At 59.8% G+C, this 24,334-nt stretch carries 23 protein-coding genes, 1 tRNA gene and 2 pseudogenes; 20 read left to right on the plus strand and 6 right to left on the minus strand.

From position 1 onward, the window contains the following. Positions 1-65: 65 nt before the first annotated feature. The 9 genes from F8N62_RS20540 (at position 66) to F8N62_RS20580 (ending at position 8,510) form a co-directional block, all read left to right on the plus strand. Positions 66-311, plus strand: coding sequence for a type II toxin-antitoxin system Phd/YefM family antitoxin (locus F8N62_RS20540; RefSeq protein ID WP_150712397.1), 246 nt, complete (start codon positions 66-68; stop codon positions 309-311). Then, positions 301-582 (plus strand): type II toxin-antitoxin system RelE family toxin, encoded by a 282-nt coding sequence (locus tag F8N62_RS20545; protein WP_150712398.1) that lies wholly within the window; start codon positions 301-303, stop codon positions 580-582. The genes F8N62_RS20540 and F8N62_RS20545 overlap by 11 nt, the downstream gene beginning before the upstream one ends. Before the next feature lie 377 nt (positions 583-959). Continuing rightward, complete coding sequence (locus tag F8N62_RS20550) at positions 960-1,388, plus strand: MarR family winged helix-turn-helix transcriptional regulator (protein WP_150712399.1); 429 nt, start codon at positions 960-962, stop codon at positions 1,386-1,388. Next, positions 1,385-3,457 carry an FUSC family protein gene (locus tag F8N62_RS20555; protein ID WP_150712400.1) on the plus strand — a complete coding sequence of 691 codons (2,073 nt, stop codon included), beginning with the start codon at positions 1,385-1,387 and terminating at the stop codon, positions 3,455-3,457. Before F8N62_RS20550 ends, F8N62_RS20555 begins: the two co-directional genes overlap by 4 nt. After that, on the plus strand, positions 3,454-3,663 hold the full coding sequence (locus tag F8N62_RS20560; protein WP_045059488.1) for a DUF1656 domain-containing protein: 210 nt from the start codon (positions 3,454-3,456) through the stop codon (positions 3,661-3,663). Before F8N62_RS20555 ends, F8N62_RS20560 begins: the two co-directional genes overlap by 4 nt. Beyond that, a complete protein-coding gene (locus F8N62_RS20565) occupies positions 3,660-4,547 on the plus strand; it encodes an HlyD family secretion protein (RefSeq protein WP_150712401.1) in 888 nt (295 codons plus the stop codon). The genes F8N62_RS20560 and F8N62_RS20565 overlap by 4 nt, the downstream gene beginning before the upstream one ends. Then, the gene (locus F8N62_RS20570; protein ID WP_150712402.1) at positions 4,544-5,992 is read left to right on the plus strand and encodes an efflux transporter outer membrane subunit; all 1,449 of its coding nucleotides are present in this window, start codon (positions 4,544-4,546) and stop codon (positions 5,990-5,992) included. Before F8N62_RS20565 ends, F8N62_RS20570 begins: the two co-directional genes overlap by 4 nt. Positions 5,993-6,085: 93 nt before the next feature. Continuing rightward, positions 6,086-6,721: an NADH:ubiquinone oxidoreductase subunit N gene (locus tag F8N62_RS20575; protein ID WP_150712403.1), complete on the plus strand. Its 636-nt coding sequence runs from the start codon at positions 6,086-6,088 to the stop codon at positions 6,719-6,721. Positions 6,722-7,004: 283 nt separating this feature from the next. Continuing rightward, the gene (locus F8N62_RS20580; RefSeq protein WP_150712404.1) at positions 7,005-8,510 is read left to right on the plus strand and encodes a YdgA family protein; all 1,506 of its coding nucleotides are present in this window, start codon (positions 7,005-7,007) and stop codon (positions 8,508-8,510) included. 105 nt (positions 8,511-8,615) lie between these two features. On the opposite strand, the gene F8N62_RS20585 is transcribed toward F8N62_RS20580, so the two are convergent. Then, complete coding sequence (locus tag F8N62_RS20585; protein ID WP_150712405.1) at positions 8,616-10,139, minus strand: FAD-dependent oxidoreductase; 1,524 nt, start codon at positions 10,137-10,139, stop codon at positions 8,616-8,618. 138 nt (positions 10,140-10,277) lie between these two features. Between F8N62_RS20585 and F8N62_RS20590 the strand changes: the two genes are divergently transcribed. From F8N62_RS20590 to F8N62_RS32330, 9 genes and pseudogenes are all read left to right on the plus strand, one after another. Beyond that, positions 10,278-10,838, plus strand: a complete 561-nt coding sequence (locus tag F8N62_RS20590) for a YbhB/YbcL family Raf kinase inhibitor-like protein (RefSeq protein ID WP_150712406.1) — start codon at positions 10,278-10,280, stop codon at positions 10,836-10,838. A gap of 85 nt (positions 10,839-10,923) precedes the next feature. Continuing rightward, entirely contained in the window at positions 10,924-12,609 is a 1,686-nt protein-coding gene (locus tag F8N62_RS20595) for a vWA domain-containing protein (protein WP_150712407.1), read from the plus strand. A gap of 1 nt (position 12,610) precedes the next feature. Continuing rightward, positions 12,611-13,177 carry an RNA polymerase sigma factor gene (locus F8N62_RS20600; protein WP_150712408.1) on the plus strand — a complete coding sequence of 189 codons (567 nt, stop codon included), beginning with the start codon at positions 12,611-12,613 and terminating at the stop codon, positions 13,175-13,177. After that, entirely contained in the window at positions 13,174-13,791 is a 618-nt protein-coding gene (locus tag F8N62_RS20605; protein ID WP_150712409.1) for a hypothetical protein, read from the plus strand. Before F8N62_RS20600 ends, F8N62_RS20605 begins: the two co-directional genes overlap by 4 nt. Before the next feature lie 154 nt (positions 13,792-13,945). Next, positions 13,946-14,212 carry a hypothetical protein gene (locus tag F8N62_RS20615; RefSeq protein WP_150712550.1) on the plus strand — a complete coding sequence of 89 codons (267 nt, stop codon included), beginning with the start codon at positions 13,946-13,948 and terminating at the stop codon, positions 14,210-14,212. Between the two features lie 492 nt (positions 14,213-14,704). Next, positions 14,705-15,016, plus strand: coding sequence for a DUF6124 family protein (locus tag F8N62_RS20620; RefSeq protein ID WP_150712410.1), 312 nt, complete (start codon positions 14,705-14,707; stop codon positions 15,014-15,016). 163 nt (positions 15,017-15,179) lie between these two features. After that, positions 15,180-15,479 (plus strand): type II toxin-antitoxin system Phd/YefM family antitoxin, encoded by a 300-nt coding sequence (locus F8N62_RS20625; RefSeq protein WP_150712411.1) that lies wholly within the window; start codon positions 15,180-15,182, stop codon positions 15,477-15,479. A 20-nt stretch (positions 15,480-15,499) separates the two neighbouring features. Beyond that, a complete protein-coding gene (locus F8N62_RS32325; protein WP_224791392.1) occupies positions 15,500-15,610 on the plus strand; it encodes a type II toxin-antitoxin system RelE/ParE family toxin in 111 nt (36 codons plus the stop codon). A gap of 189 nt (positions 15,611-15,799) precedes the next feature. Next, positions 15,800-15,933, plus strand: a pseudogene (locus F8N62_RS32330) (DUF6124 family protein); the annotation flags it as partial. Positions 15,934-16,162: 229 nt separating this feature from the next. On the opposite strand, the gene F8N62_RS20640 reads toward F8N62_RS32330, so the two are convergent. The 5 genes and pseudogenes from F8N62_RS20640 to F8N62_RS20660 form a co-directional block, all read right to left on the minus strand. Beyond that, the gene (locus F8N62_RS20640; RefSeq protein ID WP_412071980.1) at positions 16,163-18,502 is read right to left on the minus strand and encodes a TonB-dependent siderophore receptor; all 2,340 of its coding nucleotides are present in this window, start codon (positions 18,500-18,502) and stop codon (positions 16,163-16,165) included. Positions 18,503-18,676: 174 nt separating this feature from the next. Next, on the minus strand, positions 18,677-19,651 hold the full coding sequence (locus F8N62_RS20645) for a FecR domain-containing protein (RefSeq protein WP_224791390.1): 975 nt from the start codon (positions 19,649-19,651) through the stop codon (positions 18,677-18,679). Beyond that, complete coding sequence (locus F8N62_RS20650) at positions 19,648-20,169, minus strand: sigma-70 family RNA polymerase sigma factor (protein WP_150712413.1); 522 nt, start codon at positions 20,167-20,169, stop codon at positions 19,648-19,650. The genes F8N62_RS20645 and F8N62_RS20650 overlap by 4 nt, the downstream gene beginning before the upstream one ends. Positions 20,170-20,332: 163 nt before the next feature. Beyond that, a pseudogene (locus tag F8N62_RS20655) lies at positions 20,333-20,691 on the minus strand (DUF2252 family protein); the annotation flags it as partial. Positions 20,692-20,992: 301 nt separating this feature from the next. After that, a tRNA-Arg gene (locus tag F8N62_RS20660) sits at positions 20,993-21,069 on the minus strand. A 348-nt stretch (positions 21,070-21,417) separates the two neighbouring features. Here F8N62_RS20660 and gabD point away from each other — a divergent pair. Continuing rightward, positions 21,418-22,860, plus strand: coding sequence for an NADP-dependent succinate-semialdehyde dehydrogenase (gabD, locus tag F8N62_RS20665; protein ID WP_150712414.1), 1,443 nt, complete (start codon positions 21,418-21,420; stop codon positions 22,858-22,860). A 185-nt stretch (positions 22,861-23,045) separates the two neighbouring features. Beyond that, positions 23,046-24,323 carry a 4-aminobutyrate--2-oxoglutarate transaminase gene (gene gabT, locus F8N62_RS20670; RefSeq protein WP_150712415.1) on the plus strand — a complete coding sequence of 426 codons (1,278 nt, stop codon included), beginning with the start codon at positions 23,046-23,048 and terminating at the stop codon, positions 24,321-24,323. Positions 24,324-24,334: the final 11 nt, after the last annotated feature.

Consider the following 24,334-nt stretch of genomic DNA (forward strand, 5'->3'; position numbering starts at 1 on the left):
GTTTCCACAGGTTGCTCACGGACGACAAATAGACCAGAATTGCGACCTTATTTGAGGTCTTATTTATGCAGAATGTTCTGGCCGACATGGCCGTTAGTGTGTCCGAACTGAAGAAAAATCCTTCTGCCGTTTTAAGCGGCGCTCATGGCGGACCCGTCGCAGTGCTAAATCACAATCGAGTCATGGGGTACATGGTCCCGGCTGATGTATTTGAAGCCATGATGGAGCGCCTCGATGATCTCGAATTGGCAGAAATCATTCGCTCCCGTAAGCACGAGAAACCAGTCCCGGTAAACCTGAATGACTTATAGGCTCGAATTCCTGCCATCTGCCCGCAAGGAGTGGGAGAAGCTGGGACACACGCTGCGTGAACAATTTAAAAAGAAACTGGCAGAACGACTTGAAATGCCTCGGATCCCGGCAGACGCGCTGCATGGAATGCCTGACTGCTACAAAATTAAACTGAAGTCGTCGGGATACAGATTGGTCTACGAGGTAATTGATGAGCGGGTGGTGATTTCTGTGGTGGCAGTTGGTAAGCGCGAACGCAGCTCTGTTTACGAGCGGGCGAAGAAGCGTTAGCAGGGCTCTCGAGCTGTTTACTTAGCGACTTTCGCTCGTCTGAGGGCGAATTGCTTTTCCATCTCCTCGTTGCTGATACCCCTCTACATCTCTAGCGAGAGTCGCGCTGCGTCTACTTTCTTTTGTAGGAAACAGCGATAAGTGTCGGCGATTCAACTACCCGTGCAAGGGTCCGCCTTCGGTGTTGAGCGTTCGGTCATTGGGTCCTCCTTAAGTCAGGCCCGCACAGGGAACGTGATCCTTTCTAATATCGGCTGTCTCAAGGCCATAAAATTGTTACAAAACTTGACCAGCTTTCCCCTCCAGTGCCATATTGATAGTTAGCAAACTAACAGTGTGCCTTGCCCCTCGTGCCGAAAAACCTCGACGCTCTCCAGATGAACATCAGCAGCTCCATGGTGGTGGCCGCCAGGCATTGGCGGAAGATCTGCCAGACCACGCTGGTCAACTATGGAATTTCTGAAGCCTGCGCCGTTCCGTTATTGATGATCGGGCGGTTGGGTGAGGGTGTGCGCCAGGTGACGGTGGCGCAGGCGGCCGGGATGGAGAGCCCGTCGCTGGTGCGTTTGCTCGATCAGCTGTGTCATGCGGGCTATGTCCGTCGCACCGAGGATGCCCTTGATCGGCGCGCCAAATGCCTGAGCCTGACCGACTCTGGCCGGGAACTGGTGCAAGCCGTCGAAATCGAGTTGGTGCGCCTGCGTCGTGAAGTGCTGGAAGGCATCGCCCCCGGTGATCTGGAAGCAGCGTTGCGGGTTTTGCGAGCGTTTGAGGCGGCCAACGCGCCGTCGGTGGTGAGCCCATGAACGGGTTTTTCGCCGGCGTTCCCTCGGCGCGAGACTGGTTTTACGGTGTGCGCACCTTCGCGGCGTCGATGATCGCGCTGTACATCGCCATGCTCATGCAAATGCCCCGTCCGTATTGGGCGATGGCCACGGTTTACATCGTCTCCAGCCCCTTCGTCGGCCCGACCAGTTCCAAGGCGCTGTACCGCGCCGTCGGTACATTTCTCGGCGCGGCGGCGGCGGTGTTTTTCGTGCCGATGTTCGTTCAGAGCCCTTATGTGTTGGTGGTGGTTATCGCGCTGTGGACCGGGATTCTGTTGTTCCTGTCGCTGCACCTGCGCACCGCCAACAGTTACGCCTTGATGCTTGCCGGCTACACCTTGCCGCTGATCGCCTTGCCGGTGGTGGATAACCCGTTGGCGGTGTGGGACGTGGCTGAAGCGCGCACGGAAGAAATCTTCCTCGGCATCGCCGTCGCGGCGGTGGTCGGCGCGATGTTCTGGCCTCGGCGGCTGGCGCCGGTGTTCAACGATTCAGTGAACAAATGGTTCGCCGATGCCTCGACTTACAGCCTGCGATTCCTCAGCCGCAGCGTGCAGCCGGACGAAGTCAGTGCCCTGCGTTCGTCAATGGTGGTGACCTTCAACACCCTGGAATTGATGATCGGCCAGTTGCCTCACGAGGGCGCGCGCCCGCAAACCGTGCGCAACACCAAGGAACTGCGCGGGCGCATGATCCACCTGCTGCCGGTGATTGACGCCCTCGACGACGCGCTCTACGCCCTCGAGCGGCGCACGCCGGAGCTGGTGGACAAATTTGCGCCGTTGCTGGCCGACGCCACCGAATGGCTTGATCACAAAGATGCCGACCTCGCTCGCTGGCAAGCGCTGAAAGACCAGGTCGAAGCGCTGCAACCGAATGCCGAAGCGCTGGACGATCGCAAACAACTGCTGTTCTCCAACGCGCTGTATCGCCTCGCCGAATGGATTGATCTCTGGCAAGACTGCCGCAGCCTGCAATACGCAATTCAGTGCGAAAGTCAGGACAGCTGGCGCGCGGTGTATCGGCACTGGCGCCTCGGTCGCCTGTCGCCTTTTATCGACCGTGGGCTGATGCTTTACTCGGCGGTGTCCACGGTGACGGCGATCATCGTCGCGTCGGTATTGTGGATTCTGCTCGGCTGGACCGACGGTGGCGCTGCGGTGATTCTGGCGGCCGTGGCGTGCAGCTTTTTTGCGTCGATGGACGATCCTGCACCGCAGATCTATCGGTTCTTTTTCTGGACCGCGATGTCGGTGTTATTCGCCAGCCTTTATTTGTTTCTGGTCCTGCCCAATCTGCATGATTTCCCGATGCTGGTGCTGGCGTTCGCCGTGCCGTTCATTTGCATCGGCACCCTGACGGTCAAGCCGCAGTTCTATCTCGGCATGCTGCTGACGCTGGTCAACACCTCGTCGTTCATCAGTATCCAGGGCGCATATGACGCGGACTTTCTCGCCTTCGCCAACTCCAACCTGGCCGGTCCTGTCGGTTTGCTGTTTGCCTTTGTCTGGACCCTGATCGCCCGGCCGTTCGGGGCGGAACTGGCGGCCAAGCGGCTGACCCGTTTCAGCTGGCGCGACATTGTCAGCCTCACCGAGCCGGCCTCGCTGGCCGAGCATCGACGCCTCGGTGTGCAGGTGCTTGATCGCTTGATGCAGCATTTACCGCGCCTGGCCATGACCGGCCAGGACACCGGCATCGCATTGCGCGAAGTCCGCGTGGCGCTGAACCTGCTCGACTTGCTCGCCTACACCCCGCGCGTGCTGGGCGTACCGCAAACCCTGTTGCATCAGGTTGTGGCCGAGGTCGGCGACTATTTCAAGGCCTGCCTCAAGGCTGACGAGCGTTTACCGGCGCCCAGTGCATTGTTGATGACCATGGACCGCACCCGCCGCGCCCTCAACCGCGAATGCGATGACGGTGCCCGCCTGCACCTGCTGCACGCCCTGAGCGGCTTGCGTCTGGCGTTGCTGCCCGGTGTTGAATTCGTCGGCGCCGGCGAACTCGAAGAACCGCTTCCCCATGGCATCGATGGAGCGCCTTTATGATCGGTGATCTGGACATCAGCGGGGTGTTCCTGCCCACGCTGCTGGTGCTGATGGGCATTACCTATGTGATTTTCCTGTTGGTGCACGGGTTGCTGACACGCCTGCACTTTTACCGTCTGGTCTGGCACCGGGCATTGTTCAACGTGGCTCTCTACGCCCTGCTGCTCGGCGCCGTGGACTCACTCAGTCGATACCTGATGACATGAAAAAACCTTTTTTGACCCTCGGCCGCGTGGTCCTGACCTTGCTGATCGTGACCTTCGCCGTGGTCGTGGTCTGGCGCATGGTGATGTATTACATGTTCGCCCCCTGGACCCGCGACGGCCACATCCGTGCCGACATTGTGCAGATTGCGCCGGACGTGTCCGGGCTGATCCAGCAGGTCGACGTGCGCGACAACCAGTTGGTCAAGCGCGGCCAGGTGCTGTTCAGCATCGATCAGGACCGTTTCAAACTCGCTCTGCGTCAAGCCAAAGCGGCGGTCGCTGACCGCCGGGAAACCCTGGCCCAGGCGCAACGCGAGGCCAAGCGTAATCGTGGCCTCGGCAATCTGGTGCCGGGCGAGCAACTGGAAGAAAGCCAGTCTCGGGTGGCCCGCGCCGAAGTGGCGTTGATGGAAGCGCAAGTGGCGGTGGACAGCGCCCAGCTTAACCTTGACCGCTCGACCATCCGCAGTCCGGTGGACGGCTACGTCAACGACCGAGCGCCGCGCGCGCAGGAATTCGTCACCGCCGGGCGGCCAGTGTTGTCGGTGGTGGACAGCAATTCGTTTCACATCGACGGCTATTTTGAAGAAACCAAACTGGACGGCATTCATGTCGGCCAGTCGGTCGATATCCGCGTCATCGGCGACCGTGCGCGACTGCGCGGCCACGTGGAAAGCATCGTCGCCGGCATCGAAGACCGCGATCGCAGCAGCGGCAGCAACCTGCTGCCCAACGTCAACCCGGCCTTCAGTTGGGTGCGGCTGGCGCAGCGGATTCCGGTGCGGATCGCGTTTGATGACGTGCCCGCAGACTTCCGCATGATCGCCGGGCGCACCGCGACGGTGTCGATCATCGACGATCAGCCGCAGGCGTCGGCGCAATGAGCAGGGCCTCGGGTTTGGCGGTGGCCGGATTAGGCCTGTTGCTGTCGGCGTGTCAGGTGGTCGGTCCGGATTATCACTTGCCAGACGAAGCCGCTGTGCACCGTGCAGACTTGCAGGGCGAGTTGGCCGTGCATGACAACGATGTCGTTTCGGCACCGGTGCCTGGCGATTGGTGGCGACTGTACAAAGACCCGCGCCTGGATCAGCTCGTGCAGCAAGCCATGGCCTCCAACACCGATTTGCGCGTGGCAGCGGCGAACCTTTCCCGTGCCCGCGCTCAGGTCGATGAAGCGCAGGCGGCGGGTGGCTGGAGTGGCGGCGTGAAGATCGGCGCCCAGCGTTTGCAGGAGTCTGGCGAAGCCTTCTTGCTGGCGGATAAAGTACCCGTGGCCAACGTTGGCGACATCGGCATCACCACCTCGTATCAGTTCGACCTGTTCGGCACTTTGCAGCGTGGTATCGAAGCGGCCAAGGCCAATGCCGATGCGACTCAAGCCGCAGCGGACACGGCGCGAATCACTTTGGTGGCGGACGTCGTTCGGGCTTACACCCAAGTGTGCGCGGCCAACGAAGAGCGGGAAATCGCCCAGCATTCCCTCGACCTGCAAGCCCAGGGCACCACGCTGATCCAGCGTTTGCGCGACGCCGGGCGTGGCGATGAAACCCAGGTCACCCGCTCGCAAACCCAATTCAAATCCTTGCGCGCCGACATGCCGCGCTATGAGGCGGCGCGCCAGGCCGGGTTGTTCCGCTTGTCGATGCTGCTGGCGAAACCGGTCGAACAACTGCCGGCGGGCACCGCCACGTGTGCCGAGCTGCCGAAGATCGCGCAACTGCTGCCGGTCGGCGATGGCGCCACCCTGCTTAAACGCCGCCCCGATGTGCGTCAGGCCGAACGCCGACTGGCCGCCGCGACCGCCGGCATCGGCATCGCCACCGGCGAGTTGTACCCGGACATCAGTATCGGCGCGACCGTCGGCACCGTCGGCATTCTGGAAAACCTCGGCAAACCGGCCACCAACCGTTGGGGCTTCGGTCCGCTATTGAGCTGGACGGTGCCGTCGAATGGCTCCCGTGCACGCATTCGCGAAGCCGAAGCGGCGACCCAAGGCGCGCTGGCGCATTTCGATGGGGTGGTGCTCAACGCCATTCGCGAGACCCAAACCGGTCTGGCCCAATACTCCGCGCTGCTGCAGCGTCGCGATGCCTTGGCGGACGCCGAGCAATCGGCGCAACTGGCGGCAGATCAGACTCACCGCTTCTTCACCGCCGGTCGCGCATCGTTCCTGGCCGACCTGCAAGCCACCCGCACCTACACCGATGTGCGGGCGCAATTGGCCTCCGCCAACACGCAAGTTGCCATGAGCCAGATCGATTTGTTCCTGGCCTTGGGCGGCGGCTGGGAAAGCGGACGAACGCAAGGCTCGAATACCGGCAAACCCTGAGGCCGTTGCTATGCTTTGATGTGTTGGGCTGAGGCGCCACGAGCCACGCCAGTCCGCAGATCAAGGCTCGCGTTGGTCATGGGGACTCTAATAATGAAAAACCCTTATGCTCCCGGCTTCTGGTGCGCTATCGCAGCGTTGGTTCTGCTGTCGGCCACCTATTTCTACGGCATCATGCTGGCTCACCAGATCGACAAGGCGCTGGTGTTTCTCGACAGCGCTGCCGCGCTGATCGCGGTGATGGGTATCGTGGTGGTGGCCTGGGCGTCCGTCCAGGGCCAGCGGGTGAAGAAAAGACAACTCGAGCAAGGCAAAACCCTGGTGCTGATCTGGGACACCAAGGTCGCTTTGCGCCGGGTCGAAACAGTGTTCGACCGTTATTTCTGGGGCAGTTACTGGCAACCGGGGCGCACGTTCCAGGAAGTCATGGGCGAACTTACCGGCACGCCGCTGGAAAAAAGCCTCGAAACGCTGAAGAAGCAATGTCTGGAGCTGGACAAGCAAATCGCCGAGGACGGCTGGCACTGGCTGAACAATGCCCGTGAACTGTCCGACGTCGCCGCGGCCATGGCCCGCGAGCGCTATCAACTGGATTTCTGCGACCCGCGCGCAGAAGTGACGGGCGGGGCGGTGATCAATCGGGATTTTGAAGTGCTGGTGTATACGTGGACGGCTCGTCTCAAAAGCTTCGATCATCAGCTGGATGCGATGGAAGTCCAATATTCCTGAATGGTTGTTGGCCGAACTGACGCCATCGCCAGCAAGCCGGCTCCCACAGGGTCCCCCGTAATCCTTGTGGGAGCGGGCTTGCCCGCGATGGCGATTTTGTGTGCGCCGAAACTCCCGACCCTTGCGCACGGTCCATAGACACTCTTTCACCGTTTATCATTGGGCCACCGGGTGCGCCCAGTGCTAATCTCCTTCGCACTTTCAGCGCAGTCGTTACCGCAGCCTGTCATGGGTTCAGGGAAGACGACCACACTTCAAACAACGGACATTGATCAGGTTATTCATGAATAAATCAGCAGGCGTGCTCCTTGGAATTGTCGTGGCCATCGGTGCAATCAGCGCCGGCGGTGCCTGGTTTACCGGCACCAAGATCGAAGGGGTACTGAACACCTCGATCGCCGACGCCAACAAAGAACTGCAAGCTGCGCTGGTCGGCTCCAACGGCACCGCCACGCTGGAACTGGTGTCGCTGGAGCGTCATGTATTCAGCAGCACCGCGCATTACCGCCTGAAGGGTGAAGGCGAGATGTTCGGCGAAGCGCCAATTGAATTGCTCTTCGTCGATCACATCGAGCACGGCCCGCTGCCGTTCTCGCGCCTGATGTCGCTGAAGTGGTTGCCGGTCATGGCCACCAGTCATTACGAGCTTGAAAAGACCCCGCTCACCGAGAAGTGGTTCGCCGCTGCCAAGGACAAGTCGCCGCTCAAGGGCGTGGTCAACATCGGCTATGACAACGCCACCAACGGCACGCTCGAGTTACTGCCGCTGGACGTGGCGCTCGATGACAAGTCGCACCTCAAATTCTCCGGTCTGAACCTCGACGTCGATGCCAGTCCTCAAGCGAAGAAACTCAAAGCCAATGGCTACATGGATACGCTGACATTGAGCACCGTGGCTGAAGATCAGACCCCGGTTAAGGTTGAACTGAGCGGATTGACCGTCGCCAGCAACCTGGTGAAAAGCACTTATGGCTACTACACCGGCGAGAACACCCTTGAGCTGACCGACAGCAAGACCACCTTCGGTGCGAAGCAGTCGGTGCTGGGCTTGAAAAAATTTGAAATGAAGAACCAGACCGAGGAATCGGGCACCAGCGCTTCGGGGCGTGCCGATTACAAGGTCGGCGAAGTGTCGTTGAACGGTAAAACAGTCGGCTCCGCGAAGATGGCCATGAGCCTGAAAAATCTCGACATCCCGGCCACCATGTCGCTGATGCAAATTTACCAGACCAAGCTGCAACCGTACGAGAAGGCCGCCGCCGAAGCAGCCGCTGCCGGTGAACCGGCACCAGAGCTGGTGCTGACTCCGGCTGAAGAGGCGCAGGTGAAGTCCGGGCTGGAAAAACTGCTGGCGGCCGGTCCGCAGTTGGCGCTGGAAAACCTGTCGCTCAACACCGCTAACGGTGAAAGCCGCGCCAACCTGGTGCTCGACCTCACCAAGCCGAAATCCATGGACCTGCCGCCAGATCAATTGACCCAGCAACTGATCGCTCTGCTGGATATCAATCTGAAAGTGTCCAAACCGATGCTGGTGGATTTGCTCAGTGTGCAGGGTCAAATCGACGGTCAGACTGACGCCAAGCTCATCGCCGATCAGGCCACGGCCACTGCGGACATGTTCGGCGCCATGGCAGTCGGCACGCAGTTCGCCAAACTGGACGGCAACGACATTGTCACGCAACTGCATTACGCCAATAACCAGGTGGAATTCAACGGCCAGAAAATGACCTTCGAAGAGTTTGTCGGCTTCGTGATGAGCAAGCTCGGCGGTGTTGAAGTCGCCCAGTAAATCGCCCATTGCACTGCCCCGTAGGAGCTGCCGAAGGCTGCGATCTTTTGATCTTCAAAGACAAAAGATCGCAGCCAGCGGCAGCTCCTACGGGTATTTAAAGCATCAGGTTCTGATCAGTCGCCAGGCCTCGTCCATCGAAAGCGGCTGTTTCATCCGCTCGGCCAGCATCGCTATCGCCCGTTCTTCCTCGCAGGCGATGGCGGCGGCTACGACACCGTTTTTGCCGAACAACCCGATAAAGGGCGGGTGATAGGGGTCACCCTTGAACTCGACCTCATCCCACTCCTCGACGTAACCGAGGTAGTCGTAGTTTTTGCCGAAATGGTACGTCCAGAAGTACGGCACATTCAGGTAACGCTCGTCCCCGCCCAGCATATTCGCCGCCGCGATTCGCGCATGTTGCTGTGCCAGGCGCCAATGCTCGATGCGCTGTGGCTGGCCGTGGAGCGGGAAGGTCGCGATGTCGCCCGCCGCCCACAGTCCTTCGATCACGCGCATCCCGCCGTCGACCTTCAGTGAATGATCTTTCTCCATGGGCAAGTCTTTAAACGGTCCTGTTGCGGGGCTGACGCCAATGCCGACCAACACCAGATCCGCCGGCAAACGCTGCCCGTTCTGCAATATCACCGCTTCAACCCTGGCAGTGCCCTCAATCTGCGCGGCTTCACTGTCGGTTTGAAACGCCACACCGTGAGCCATGTGGCGGGCGAGAATCGCTTTGCCGACCGTTTCGCCGAACTGCTTCGCGAAGGGCACGGGGTGGCGGGCCAGTACGGTGACGTCGAGGCCGTATTCGCGCAGGGCCGCAGCGGATTCCATCGCAATAAAACTGTCGCCGATGATCACCGCTCGCTGGCCGGGCTGGGCGGCGGTCAGGATCTTTTGCGCCTGATCTTTCGAACGCAGCAAGAACACCTGCGGCAGGTCGGCACCGGGCAAATCGAGCGGGTTGGGAGTGCCGCCGGTGGCGATGAGCGCGGCGTCATAGGTCAGCGTCTGCCCGTCCTTGAGTTTTACAGTGCGATTCTGTGAATCCAGGCTTGCCACTTCACCGTGGATTCGCTCGATGCGTTGCTCGCGATAAAAATCGTCATCGCGCAATGGCGGCACTTCTTCTGGCGGCATCTGTCCGGCGATCACGAATTTGCTCAGCACGGTTCGGTCGTAGCCGGCGTCCGGTTCGCGGTCGATCAGCAGCACTCGGCCGCCGAAACCTTTTTCACGCAGGGCCGCAGCACCCGCCGTGCCGGCGGCCCCAGCGCCGATAATCACAAACGTGCGTTCATCGTCAGCCGGTGGTGAGTGGGCATCGGGTAGCGGAAGTTCGTCGACCCACACCTCGTCATCGCGCAGCTCCAGCGGGTAGCGCTTGAGGCTGTCCAGCGCCGGCGGTTCGCACAATCCGCCATCCTCGATCCGGAACGCCGCCTTGTGCCACGGACAGATCAGGCGCCCGTGACACAGCGCGCCTTCGGCCAGCGGCGCCCCGGCGTGTGGGCATTCGCCCTGATAGGCGCGCAACGCCTCGCCCACGCGCAGCAAGACGATTTTGCTGTCGCCGATCCGGACTTCTAGGCCACGGTTTGCGGGCACATCGGCGAAACGGGCAACGCGGTGCAGTGCCATGATTGCTCTCCAGAGAAGCTTTCACTTTTGAGTTTGGCGTTTATCCCCAGGTTCAGACAATTCCCACTGCCACCGCACGAACGGTCCGGCTATAGTTTGCACGCCGACCACGGCCCCACCCGCACAAGGTGCTCCGGTATGACCCGATTGACCTCTCTGAACCCTTGGCTGGCGGCCGTTGCAGTCGCCCTTTGCGTGCAGTTTCCGGCGCATGCTGCGGAGCGCTTCACCGTCAGCATTCCCGGTGTTTCCGATAACCGCCTGTTCACCTCGATAGCCGCCAGCGATGCTGCTGGTTGCGGCGGCAAGAACCAGTCCCCGGCCCTGAGCTGGACTGCCGCGCCACCGGGCACGTTGAGCTACGCCATCGTCATGCACGACCCGGATGGCCAGAAAGGCCTGGGCGTCGATCATTGGGTTCATTACGGCATCAAGGCCGCCACTCGCCAAATCCCGGCTGGCGTTGGCGCCAAGTCTGCATTTGAAGGCGTGGCCGGCACCAACAGCAAAGGCACAGTCGGCTACATCGGCCCTTGCCCGCCGGTCGGTGACAGCTCCCACCACTACATCATTCAGCTGTACGCCCTGGACCTCGCGCCGGACGCCTTGCCCGCCGGCCTGACCCGCGCGCAGTTGCTGGAAAAAATCAAAGGCCATGTGTTGAAAAACAGCAGCGTGGTGCGGCGTTATCACCGCTGAATTTTTTTCAGCGGGTTTAACCCGAACCGGTCGGGCTGCCCGTCTCAGAGGATGAATGGATCAATTCATCCCGAGGTCAGCCCCCATGTCCCTTCCTCTGCATTTCCTCCGCCCGGCCGCTCAGGGTTTCGCCGTTGGGCTATTGCTGGCTGTTGCCGGTTGCGGGGCATCGTCCACGCCTGATTCCGAGGCGGCTGCTGTTCCACCTCCGGCTCAGGCTGATTTGGTGCGCACTGAGGCGGTCATGGCTGACGCAACCATGGCCAAACGCAGCATGCTGCCGGCGCCGAGCTTTGCACCCGAGGTTTCACCAGAGGGTTATCGGGACGAACCGCGGGAGCACTATCAAGCGCTGGCGGATAACCCGATTCACAGCGTGGCCAACGCGCCGGTCTCAACCTTCAGCGCCGACGTCGACACGGGCGCTTACGCCAACGTCCGCCGCTTGCTCAATCAGGGTCGCCTGCCACCCGAGGGCGCGGTGCGGCTGGAGGAGATGGTCAATTACTTTCCCTACGATTACGCGTTGCCCACCGATGGCTCGCCGTTCGGCGTGACCACTGAACTGGCGCCGTCACCGTGGAACCCGCACACCCGCCTGATGCGCATCGGCATCAAGGCCTCGGACCTTGCGGTGGCTGAGCTGGCGCCGGCCAATCTGGTGTTTCTGGTGGACGTGTCCGGCTCGATGGATCGCCGCGAAGGTTTGCCGCTGGTCAAAAGCACGCTGAAATTATTGGTCGATCAATTGCGCGCGCAGGATCGCGTATCGCTGGTGGTCTACGCCGGCGAATCGCGCGTGGTACTCGAGCCCACTTCCGGACGGGAAAAAGCGAAAATCCGGACAGCTATTGATCAGTTATCCGCAGGCGGATCCACCGCCGGCGCATCCGGGATCGATCTGGCCTATCAAATGGCGCAGCAGGCCTTTATCCCCAAAGGCATCAACCGCATCCTGCTGGCCACCGACGGTGACTTCAACGTCGGTATCAGCGACTTCGACAGCCTCAAGCAAATGGCTGTGGATAAACGCAAGACCGGCGTGTCCCTGACCACCTTGGGTTTTGGTGTGGATAACTACAATGAACACCTGATGGAACAACTGGCCGACGCCGGCGATGGCAACTACGCCTACATCGACAATCTGCGTGAGGCGCGCAAGGTGCTGGTGGATCAGCTCGGCTCGACCCTCGCGGTGGTGGCGAAAAACGTGAAGCTGCAAGTGGAATTCAATCCGGCGCAGGTCAGCGAATATCGGTTGTTGGGCTATGAGAATCGGGCGTTGAAGCGTGAGGATTTCAGCAACGACAAGGTCGATGCCGGAGAGATCGGTGCAGGACATACCGTGACCGCGTTGTACGAAATTGTGCCCAAGGGCGAGAAGGGCTGGCTGGAGCCGTTGCACTATGGCAGTGCCGAGTCGGCTGTGTCCGCCAAGTCTGGAGAATTGGCGATGCTGCGCGTGCGTTATCAGCTGCCGGAAGGTGGGAATAGTCGTCTGATCGAGCGTCCGATTGTGCCTGCTTCAGAGGGCAAGGCCAGCGATGACCTGCGATTTGCAGCGGCTGTCGCGGCGTTTTCCCAGCAGCTCAAGGACGGACGCTATACCGGCGAATTCAGTCTGAAGGACACCGAGGCATTGGCTCGTGGTGCGCGGGGCGAGGATCGTTTTGGCCTGCGCGCAGAATTCGTGCAACTGGTGGAATTGGCGCAGAGTTTGCGAACCACCACGGCCTCCAATAGCGAGCCACAGAAAGGAGGCTACAACTGACATGTCTGCTCACGAATCGAGCGACGAATCACTGCTGGCCCGCTATCGCGCAGGCGACGGGCCAGCGTTCGAGATTCTGTACGCCCGTCACCGGCAAGGGCTGTATCGGTTCCTGCTCGGCTTGAGCGGCAAATCCGAACTCGCCGAAGAGGTCTATCAGGACACCTGGCTAAGCCTGATCCGCAGCACCAGTCAGCCACAAGGCAGAGCGAATTTTCGTACCTGGCTTTACCAGATCGCCCGCAATCGCCTGATCGATCACTGGCGCAAACACGGGATCCACAACCCCTTGCACGACAGCTATGACGAACAGACCCATGCTCAGGCGGATGACACCGGCGATCCCGAACAACTGCTGAGCCTGAGCCGCGACAACCAGCGCCTCGAATCCGCCCTGCAAAACCTGCCCGCCGACCAGCGCGAAGTGTTCCTGCTGCGCGCCCACGGCGATCTCGACCTGCCACAGATCGCCACCCTCACCGACACACCGCTGGAAACCGTCAAAAGCCGCTTGCGCTACGCCCAGCAAAAACTGCGTCGGCTGCTGGCCGAAGAGGTACTGACATGACAGACGCCCGCAAACCATCGGAAGACCAAGTGCTTCAGCATTTCCGCGAACACTCGAGCGGCGAGCCGCCGGCACATCTTGATGCCTTCATCCTGGCCGCCGCACAGCGTGAAGCGCCTGCGCCGAAACCGAGTATGTGGCAACGCTGGGTTCAGGCTTGCCAGAAACCCCGTTGGCAAGTGGCTTTTGCCAGCCTTGTCGGCGTCGCGCTGATGCTGGCGTTGGTGCAGCGAACTCCAGAGCCGACACCGAGTTACGATTTCGCCCCCAAAGCGTCTGCGCCGGTAGCCAGAAAAGAGGCCGGGCAAGCATCCTCGTCGGTTGCGCGCTCACTTTCAGCCCCGGCCCCTGCGGCACCGATGGCAGATTTTGCGCCACCTGCACAGAGCGAATCGATCAGCGCCGAAATGGCCGAAGAAGCAAAAGTCAGCAAACGCGCTGCCGCTCCAGTGGAAACTTTCGATGAGCAATTGCTTGAAGTCCTGCGCCTGCAAAATGCCGGTCAGACACGCGAGGCGGATGCGTTGTTGGCGACATTGCAAAAACGCTTTCCCAATGAAAACCTCGCCGATCGACTCAAAGCGCTGCAAAAAAACCAAGGCAAAAAACACTAATCCCTTGTAGGAGCAGCCGGTCGACGCTCGATTGCTCGCGATGGTCGTTAACGATAACGCGTGTTTTGCGGATAAGTGCGTCGTCTTGAAGTTCATCGTCGGAACGCCGCCCGGAGCAAGCTCGCTCCTACAGAGTCAAAGAGTGCTCGGCAATTTGGCATCCACCCGCAAAAGCGCGCACTATCGGCCTATAGCCGATGCGTTGGAGGATGCCGTGGCAAAAAAAATCGACCGCATCGCCCAAATGTTCAATTGCCCGCAAAAGGGTGAGGAATTGCGGCGAGCGATTACCGAAAGTCGTAAGGAGTTTCTTCTGGCCAAGCAGGCAGAGGCAGCGCCTGAAGAAGACGTTCTTGATGAGGAAGAGATCGAGGACGAAGAGGATGATGAATACGACGAGTTTGACTGGACGACTGAGTGACATTTCTTGGAAGAATGATCACCTGTAGGAGCGAGCCTGCTCGCGATGGGCCTTAACGATGACACGGGCAATCTGATTGTCCCTTGCTGTCCGGAAGACCATCGCGAGCAGGCTCGCTCCCACAGGAAAGCCCCACAGGTCAGTGATTTTGGGCTTGTTTAAAAGGGCTTCGGTTTACTTCCTGCAAGCTACAAATTCTTGCGTCATTGCCTACGGCTAAGCCAGAATCCGCCGGCTTGTGCGCTTTGGGAGCGGTCTGTAATTTGAATCGCGTCACTGGTTGTCAGTGATCGGGTTTAGCAGCCCGCCGTGGTTAGTGAAGTGCATAGCATCCTCTTCAGTCAGGTTACTAACCTGCACTTTATGGTAGCTGTGCGTGGGGCGCCTTCGGGCGCGCCGGTTTGCTAACTCCCCGGTCTGCTAACCCGCGCACAGCCGCCACCCATCGTTTAGCAGCGACGTGTGAACGGCTCCACTTCTGGAGTTAGTCAAATGTCCAAAATAGTCCCCGACCCACCAGCCACCGAACCAGAGCAACCTGAACGCAAAGGCTCGCTCTTCACCGTCAGCCCCAATATCAACACCGAAACCCTGCTCGCCAATGCCTCGGAAGACCTTTTGTCGATCAGCGCCATAGCCGCCGACCTCGCCGACAATGTAGACGGTTCGCGCCGCTCCAAAGCCCTGGCACTCAGCCGCATGGCCGATGGCGTTCACCTATTAGTGGAACGAGCGCTGGATCACCTGGATGAGCCAGAAATGGCGGCGATTTTCGCCAGGCAGCAAAACCGCCGTGACCTGTAGGAGCGAGCCTGCTCGCGATGGACGTTAACGATGATGCGGGCATTCTGAATGCCCGCGTTGTCCAGATGCTTCGGCGTTTCTCCTCAAACTCGGAGTAATCGCCGCAGCGGCTACTGGTCAGAACGCGTTGACCGTACCTATTTAGGTACCTTGGAGCCTACCCGTGGAGCAACTACTAGCTAGCCGCTCAGTCAGCATCACAGAACTCAAGCGCAGTCCAAGCACTGTGATTGAGCAGGCCGGCTCAGAGCCTGTGGCGGTGTTAAACCACAATCGCCCAGCCGCCTATCTTCTACCGCAAGCGACTTATCAACGACTTCTTGATCGATTACAGGCTGCCGAAATTCGTGAGGCAATCGCTGCTGGTAGAAACGACGAGCGCCCGCCTATTGACGCAGACACGGTTTTTGCAGAGCTGGACGCGATTATTGATAACGTCGCGGCCGAGCAAAATCGTAGATGAGGCAACTGAAATTCGCCGCAATGGCGCGTGAGGACTTGCAGCAAATCGCCCGTTTTATCGCTAAAGACAGTCCCGTCAGGGCAAGGTCTTTTGTCGGTGAAATCAGCCCCCTATGTGAGCGACTTCGTTGATCAGCCTGATGAGATGGGGGTTTCTCAGGAGGATTACGCGAAGGGTTTGCGCAGAATTAGCCACGGTTTGTATTTGATATTTTACTCCCGGGCGCAAAACGACCTTTTGATCGAGCGGGTATTGCACAGCGCCAGAGACATAGGCCAACAGCTCGGTACGCCCGCTCAAGATTAGTAAGTGTCGCCGTTGTGCCACGCTTCCCATCTGCACGAAAAGGCTCGCCCTTCACAGTCCGCCCCAACATCAATACCGAAGCTCTGGTCGCCAGCGCCTCTGAAGACCTGCTGTCGATCAGCGCCATCGCCCCGACCTCGCCGACGATGAGATTAGGCCGAAACCGCAGGGGTAAATCAGGATTGCCAGGGGCTGTTAGCTTCATGTGTATCAAACAAAAAAAGCCCGCAGGAGGGCGGGCAAACCGTAGTTTCTTGAATGAGCAAGGCGAATGTACAGGTTGGCGTTCGGGCGTGAGGTGAAGAAAAGTTCATCTGTCGGCGGATGGGTGACGCAGGCATGCAGCGCTGCATCCACCCATTGAAATCCACCCGATGTCAGAAGTTGTACTTGAAACTGGTCATGACATTGCGCGGGGCACCGTAGACACCGTACAGGCCGGACTGGCTGTAGTACTCGCGGTCGAACAGGTTGTTCAGGTTCACCGACGCACTTAGGTTGTGGCTGATGTCGTACCGCGCCAACAGGTTGGTGACTGCATAGCTGCCTTGGCTGAAGGTGTGCAGGTCGGCGCCCACTTTGCTCTGCCAGTTCACGCCGCCGCCCACCGTGATTTTGTCCAGTGGCCCTTGCAAGCGGTAGGTGGTGAACGTCTTGAGGCTATTGCGTGGCAGGTTGGTGCTGATGCGCTGGTCGTCGGCATCGGTGGTCACCGAGTAGGCATACCCGGCAGATGCTTGCCAGCCCTCGGCCAGTTCGCCGTTCAGCTCCAGCTCGATACCTTTGGAGGTGGTGTCCTGCTCGGCGCTGTAGACGTTATCGTGTTGCCAGATCGCCAGGTTGTCCTGCTCCAGTTTGAACAGCGCCAGACTGGAATTGAGCTTGCCGTCCAGATGCGTGCCCTTGATGCCGATCTCATAGCCTTTGCCTTCCATTGGGTCCAGAGGCTTGTTGTCTTCGTCGGTCACCCATGACGCTTGCGGGTTGAAAATCTTGGTGTAGCTGGCGTATACCGACCAAGTGTCGTTGAGGTCATAGACCACGCCGGCGTAGGGAATGAACACTCCGTTTTCTTCCCGGTTGACCTCAGTTTCTTCAACACCGTAAGGGCGGTCCGAGGTGTCGCGCTTCCAGTTGATCACGCGGCTGCCGAGGATCAGGCTCAGATCATCCATGACGCTGAATCGCGAGGTCAGGTAAGCGGCGTATTGGTCTTCGTCGATCGACGACTTGCCGCTCTCGGTGAACTCCGGTTTGGCAGAGTTACCATCCCAGTTGTACAGGTTGTCGATGGCGCCCGCCGGCGAACCGGCGTAGTCGTAACGCCAGCCACCCCAGCTCGGTACGTTCTCTTTGTACTTGGACAAAGTCATGCCGGTGATCAATTCGTGCTCTCGCCCGAACAGGCCGAACGGGCCGGTGACGTAGAGGTCGAGGTTGTCCTGGCGCGGTGTGCCGGAGAAGCGCACCGGCAACTGCGAAAGACCGCTGCCATCCTTGTTGAGATCGCCCATGGCGAAGTTGAACAGCTCGTCGAATTGGTTTTCGGCGTGGGTGAGTTCGATCTTGCCGCTCCAGCCATTGCCCAGTTGCTGCTCGATGGAGGTAAAGAAACTGGTCTGCTCGTGATCGTTATACGACCAGTCCGGTGCGGCGTTGATCGAGCGTTTGAGGTTGGTGCGCTCACCGGTGCTGAAGCGGGTCGGCAGGCCGGAGCGCAGCGGCGAGTCGACATCGGTGCGCTGATAGCTAAAGCCCATGGTCAGCAACGTATCTTCGGTCAGGTCGAACTCGGTGATGCCGTAGATCAGTTGCGATTGCAGGTTGTAGCGGTCGATCCAGGCTTTTTCGGTATTGTAGTCGGCGACGAATCGCCCGCGAACATTGCCCGTTTCGGTCAGCGGCCCGGATACGTCGAAACCGGTGCCATAGCGATCCCAGTTGCCGGCCTCGCCGGTCACGCTGGCCTGGGCTTCGGCGGTGGGGCGTTTGCGGATCAGGTTGATGGTCGCGCTCGGGTTGCCCATGCCGCTGATCAAACCGGTGGCGCCACGCACGATTTCGATACGGTCGTACATCGCCATGCTTTGCGCATAGTTATCGAGGCGGGTGTTGGTGGGAACGCCATCGATCTCATAGTTCTGAATCGCAAAGCCGCGCGACCAGTAGGCGTCAGTCTCCGACCCCAAGCCATCGCGCACGACCGTGATGCCGGGCGTGGCTTCCATGGCGTCGGTGAGGTTGGTCAGGCGCTGGTCGTCCAGACGCTGGCGAGTCATGACCGTCAGCGATTGCGGGGTTTCCCGCGGGGTGAGGTTCAGGCGTGTCGAGCTACTGGACGAGTAGGTGGTGTAGAGTCCGGTGCCTTCGGTGGTCGAACCCGGTGCCTTGCCGGAAATCGACACCGCACCCAGTTGCAAGGTACCGCCCGTACTGGCTTGCAGTGAGTAGTTGTCATTGCTGCCGCGACTGCTCTCAATGCCGGTTCCGGCGAGCAGGACCGCCAGGCCTTGGTCCGCATCGTAACGCCCCTTGAGTCCAGACGTGGTTCGCCCTTCGGTCAATGAGGCGGGATAGGACAGCAGGATGTGCGCAGTCTGGCCGAAGCGGCTCAATGCCGGTGCGAGCGGCCCGGCGGGGATGTCGAAGTCCTGCTGCGTCTGCTCGGCGGCGGCAGCCCAATTCGGCAACATCAGCATCGGAGTGGTTGCAGTCATGCAGGCGATGCCTTGCACCACTGCGCCAGCCAGGTTTTGCTTGAGTGAAAAGTGCCAGCCCTGGCGTTTGCGTGCGGTGAAGTCCACGAGTTGTCCCCCATTGAATTGAGTGTCTGGGGTTTAAGTCTCGCGAGAATCGAAAACGGACCACCCAAGCGCAAAATAATGTGAGCGTCAGGCCATTCGGGGTTTCAGCGTGACCCAGTAGCGGGTGAATTGCTGGACGTCGAGTTGCAGGGTGTCGGCAACGGCAAGGATGATTCGCTCGGTATTGGCCAAGGGGAATGTCCCGGAAACCCGGATATCCGCAATCGCCGGATCGCAAGCCAGATGCCCGCGTCGGTAGCGGCTCACGTCCTCGAGGAAATCTGCCAGACGCAGGCCTTGGGCAACCAGCATGCCTTGGGTCCACGCAGGGGCAGTCAGCGCGTCGGTTTGCCGGAGCATCAAGCCCTGATCATTGAAGCTGACCTGCTCGCCAGCCTTCAGCGCAACCGGCTCACGGCGTTGCAGGGAAGGGCTGATCACCAGCGTGCCCTGATAAACGCTCACATGAGTGAACCCCGCACGCTGCCGGACGCTGAACCGCGCCAACGTCGCTTCGAGTCGTCCGTCAGCGGTATCGATCGACAGCAGGCGGCCATCGGCAATGTTGTCGCGGGTGATCAGCATCTCGCCACGCAGCAGTTTGACGCGATGGCTCTCGCGCTCGAACACCACGTTGATGGCGCTGTCGGTGTTGAGTTGCACCTGTGTGTTGTCGGTGAGCACGACGCGGCGTTGCTCGCCGATCCGGCTGTGGTAATCGGCGGTCAAGTCTTGCAGGAGAGCGGTGTCTTTCAAACTCCAGGCACCTGCGCCAACAGCCAGTAATACGCTGAGTTGCTTTATGGCCGCGCGCCGTGACAGCGTCGGCCGCAGCGTTGCCTGGGCCAGCGCACGTTGGCCCGGGCTGCGGACCTCACTCATGCGTTGGGCGAAAACCTCGGCCCGCTGCCAGGCGCGTTCGTGCAAAGGTTGCGCCTGACGCCAGTTCATCCAGGCAGCTCGAGTCGCTTCGCTGACGTCGTGCTCCTGAAGCTCCAGATACCAATGCATGGCCTGCTCGGCCATGTCCCCGGAAATCGAAGGCCTGTCGTTGCCGTTCACAGTAGGTCCAGGCTTTCATCGAGCATGATGCACATCGCCCCGGCCTTGACGATGTAACGCTTGACCGTGGTGATCGACACGTCGAGTCGCTCGGCGATTTCGCCGTGGCTCAAACCGTCAACCTGCGACCAGAGAAACGCTTCGCGCACCGGACGCTCCAGACCTTCCAGGGCGGCATCGAGGGCAATCAGGGTTTCCAGCAGAATCGCCTGGGTTTCCAGGCTCGGTGCCACCTGCTCTGGCATCGCAGCGAGCGCCTCAAAGTAGGCGCGTTCGAGTTTTTGCCGACGGTAATGATTGGACAGAACGCTCTGCGCCACTTTCGCCAGGAAGGTACGTGGGGCGTGCAATTGCGGAACCTGCTCCTTGGCCAGCAGGCGCATGAATGTGTCCTGGGCCAGGTCTGCCGCGCTTTGCGAGCAGTTCAGCCGGCGCCTTAGCCAGTTCTGCAGCCAGCTGTGCTGTTGGCGGTAAAGCACGGCCACATCGCAGAAGCTCGGTTCGGAATTTGAGAGCATGGTGTGCAGGCGCCGGATGAGTAAATATCACAAATGATAATACTTATCATATAGATCGGCAGGGCTAGGCTGCAAGAAGTGTGTGCGGGGATTTTCGAACTCGGCGTTGCCACTGCCGACAGATGAGGGCGACAGTGGCGAGAGGCAGCGTTACTCGATGCGCTCAGGGCAAATGATCGGCCGCAAATCCGGCTTCCGAACGCGCACGTAAATGGCCCTTGCGACAGGCCGGCTGGAAAACCTCGAAATCGCGTTCGTTCTGATCGGTGTAACCCTTGGCATATTGACAGAGCGCATCGGCCAGCGCCTCGTCCTTGCCGATGTAGCCGCTGGTCTGCGCGGCGTGTCCTGACGACTTGGCGTGGGCGCGGGCCAGGGCTCGACCACAGAGCCGACCGTAGGCTGCGAAGCCTCATCATCAAAGATTTCGAGTTCGACCGAGACTTTCATGTCGCGCAACTGGCATACGTAGAAGTGACGACCGCTGGGGCCGGTGGTCCAGCCGAGGAACAGGTCGCTGGCTTGCGTAGGGATGACGCAATGATAACAGTGACCGAGCGATTGCCATCTAACGTAACAGACGACCTCACTAGCGGCCTTTCTCCTCCGTCAGCTGTCGGCCCAGGCTGTGTGAAAAACGCATCCGCTGTTGTTGCCGATGTTGGCCCCGTAATCATTGATCTTAATTGTTACGGAGGCGCAGATGAAACGCCATGCGTTCACACGGGATGCTGTGCGGGTGCATTCATATACACCCAGAAACAAGAAAGCCCGCACAGGGCGGGCTTCTTGGGGTGTTTCCGATCATGTGGAAACTTGTAGATGGTGCACCAGGCGGGATTCGAACCCACGACCACTGCCTTCGGAGGGCAGTACTCTATCCAGCTGAGCTACTGGTGCAAGCGGGCGCCATGATACTCATATGCACTGCGGGCGTCCATGCTGCTGAATCAACAGCGCTTTCTCAAAGCGTAACCTGCGTTTGCTACGCTGATCTGAAATTTGTGGCAAATGCGGCGTTTTCGTTCTTTTTTTCGAACAGGCTATTGTCCTTTACCCCCTTTGATCCTAGGATTCGTTTGAGATTTCAAACGCTCTTGTCTGGGTGCTGAACCGCACGAGTTCATTCCGTGCGCTATTTATGTGCTTCAGCCCGGTGGATGATTTCCCTGACGGCAGCCTTTTGGGCGCCTTTCTACAATCATAATTTGCTCCGCGCCTGCCGCGGTGCTGTTAAGGAAAGCCGACATGCAGCTTAAAGACACCCAGTTGTTCCGCCAGCAAGCCTTTATCGATGGCGCTTGGGTTGATGCGGACAATGGTCAGACGATCAAGGTCAACAACCCGGCAACGGGCGAAATTCTGGGCACTGTGCCGAAAATGGGTGCTGCCGAAACCCGTCGTGCCATCGAAGCCGCTGACAAAGCGCTGCCGGCCTGGCGTGCACTGACCGCCAAGGACCGTGCGAACAAGCTGCGTCGCTGGTTCGAGCTGATCATCGAGAACCAGGACGACCTGGCTCGCCTGATGACTCTGGAACAAGGCAAGCCATTGGCCGAAGCCAAGGGCGAAATCGTTTACGCCGCTTCCTTTATCGAGTGGTTCGCTGAAGAAGCCAAGCGCGTCTACGGTGACGTGATTCCGGGCCACCAGCCGGACAAACGTCTGATCGTGATCAAGCAACCCATCGGCGTGACCGCGGCCATTACCCCGTGGAACTTCCCCGCTGCCATGATCACCCGTAAAGCCGGTCCGGCCCTGGCCGCCGGTTGCACCATGGTGCTCAAGCCTGCTTCGCAAACTCCGTTCTCGGCCTTCGCCCTGGCTGAACTGGCCCAGCGTGCCGGCATTCCTGCTGGTGTGTTCAGCGTGGTGTCCGGCAGCGCCGGCGACATCGGCAGCGAGCTGACCAGCAACCCGATCGTGCGTAAATTGTCCTTCACTGGCTCGACCGAAATCGGTCGCCAGTTGATGGCGGAATGCGCCAAGGACATCAAGAAAGTGTCCCTGGAGCTGGGCGGCAACGCGCCGTTCATCGTGTTCGACGATGCGGACCTGGATAAGGCCGTTGAAGGCGCGATCATTTCCAAGTACCGCAACAACGGCCAGACCTGCGTCTGCGCCAACCGTCTGTACATTCAGGATTCGGTGTACGACGCGTTCGCCGAAAAGCTGAAAGTGGCCGTGGCCAAACTCAAGATCGGCAACGGTCTGGAAGACGGCACCACCACTGGCCCGCTGATCGACGAAAAAGCCGTGGCCAAGGTTAAAGAACATATCGCGGACGCCGTTTCCAAAGGCGCCACCGTGCTGTCCGGCGGCAAGTCCATCGAAGGCAACTTCTTCGAGCCGACCATCCTGACCAACGTGCCGAACAACGCTGCCGTGGCCAAGGAAGAAACCTTCGGTCCATTGGCGCCACTGTTCCGCTTCAAAGATGAAGCCGAAGTGATCGCGATGTCCAACGACACCGAGTTCGGCCTGGCTTCTTACTTCTATGCGCGTGATCTGGGCCGTGTGTTCCGTGTGGCGGAAGCTCTGGAATACGGTATGGTCGGCGTCAACACCGGGCTGATCTCCAACGAAGTCGCGCCGTTCGGCGGCATCAAGGCGTCGGGCCTGGGCCGTGAAGGCTCCAAGTACGGCATCGAAGATTACCTGGAAATCAAATACCTCTGCCTGGGCATCTAATCAGCCCGGCAAGGCATTGCTTCAAGCGGAAAGGGCACGAGAGCGCTGACCCTTTCTGCGTTACAACCGGAATTTTCTCTGTGGCCTGGGGCGCTGTGGCAGTCGATCATCGAATGCTGCCGCAGTTATCTCCCGCCACATTTTCCTTGAACGACGCCGCCCGATGAGCGGTGAATGAGGACTGTATGAGCAAGACTAACGCATCCCTGATGAAACGCCGCGAAGCCGCTGTACCACGCGGTGTTGGCCAGATTCACCCGATCTTCGCCGAGTCCGCGAAGAACGCCACCGTGACTGACGTTGAAGGTCGCGAGTTCATCGACTTCGCCGGCGGTATCGCCGTACTCAACACTGGCCACCTGCACCCGAAAATCATCGCCGCCGTGACCGAGCAGTTGAACAAGCTGACTCACACCTGCTTCCAGGTGCTGGCTTACGAACCGTACGTAGAGCTGTGCGAAAAAATCAACGCCAAGGTGCCAGGAGATTTCGCCAAGAAAACCCTGCTGGTGACCACCGGCTCCGAAGCCGTCGAAAACGCCGTGAAAATCGCCCGTGCCGCCACTGGCCGTGCCGGCGTAATCGCGTTCACCGGCGCTTACCACGGTCGCACCATGATGACCCTGGGCCTGACCGGTAAAGTCGTGCCTTACTCGGCCGGTATGGGCCTGATGCCAGGCGGCGTGTTCCGCGCGCTGTACCCGAACGAGCTGCACGGTGTGAGCGTCGACGATTCGATCGCCAGCATCGAGCGCATCTTCAAGAACGACGCCGAGCCACGTGACATCGCCGCTATCATCATCGAGCCGGTGCAGGGCGAAGGCGGTTTCTACGTCGCGCCTAAAGAGTTCATGAAGCGTCTGCGCGCACTGTGCGACCAGCACGGCATTCTGTTGATCGCTGACGAAGTACAGACCGGCGCTGGGCGTACCGGTACCTTCTTCGCCATGGAACAGATGGGCGTTTCCGCCGACCTGACCACTTTCGCCAAATCCATTGCTGGCGGCTTCCCGTTGGCCGGTGTGTGCGGCAAGGCCGAATACATGGACGCCATCGCTCCAGGCGGCTTGGGCGGCACTTACGCCGGTAGCCCGATCGCTTGCGCCGCGGCCCTGGCCGTGATGGAAGTGTTCGAGGAAGAACATTTGCTGGACCGCTGCAAAGCCGTCGGCGAGCGTCTGGTCACTGGCCTCAAAGCCATCCAGGCCAAGTACCCGGTGATCGGCGAAGTCCGTGCCCTGGGCGCTATGATCGCGGTCGAGCTGTTCGTTGACGGCGACAGCCACAAGCCAAACGCGGCGGCCGTGGCATCGGTTGTGGCCAAGGCACGCGACAAGGGTCTGATCCTGCTGTCCTGCGGCACCTACGGCAACGTTCTGCGCGTCCTGGTACCGCTGACCTCGCCGGACGAGCAACTGGACAAAGGCCTGGCGATCATCGAAGAGTGCTTCTCGGAGCTGTGATTTCAGGCTCT

The organism is Pseudomonas fluorescens, from assembly GCF_902497785.1.
In the GTDB taxonomy this organism is placed as follows: domain Bacteria; phylum Pseudomonadota; class Gammaproteobacteria; order Pseudomonadales; family Pseudomonadaceae; genus Aquipseudomonas; species Aquipseudomonas fluorescens_BO.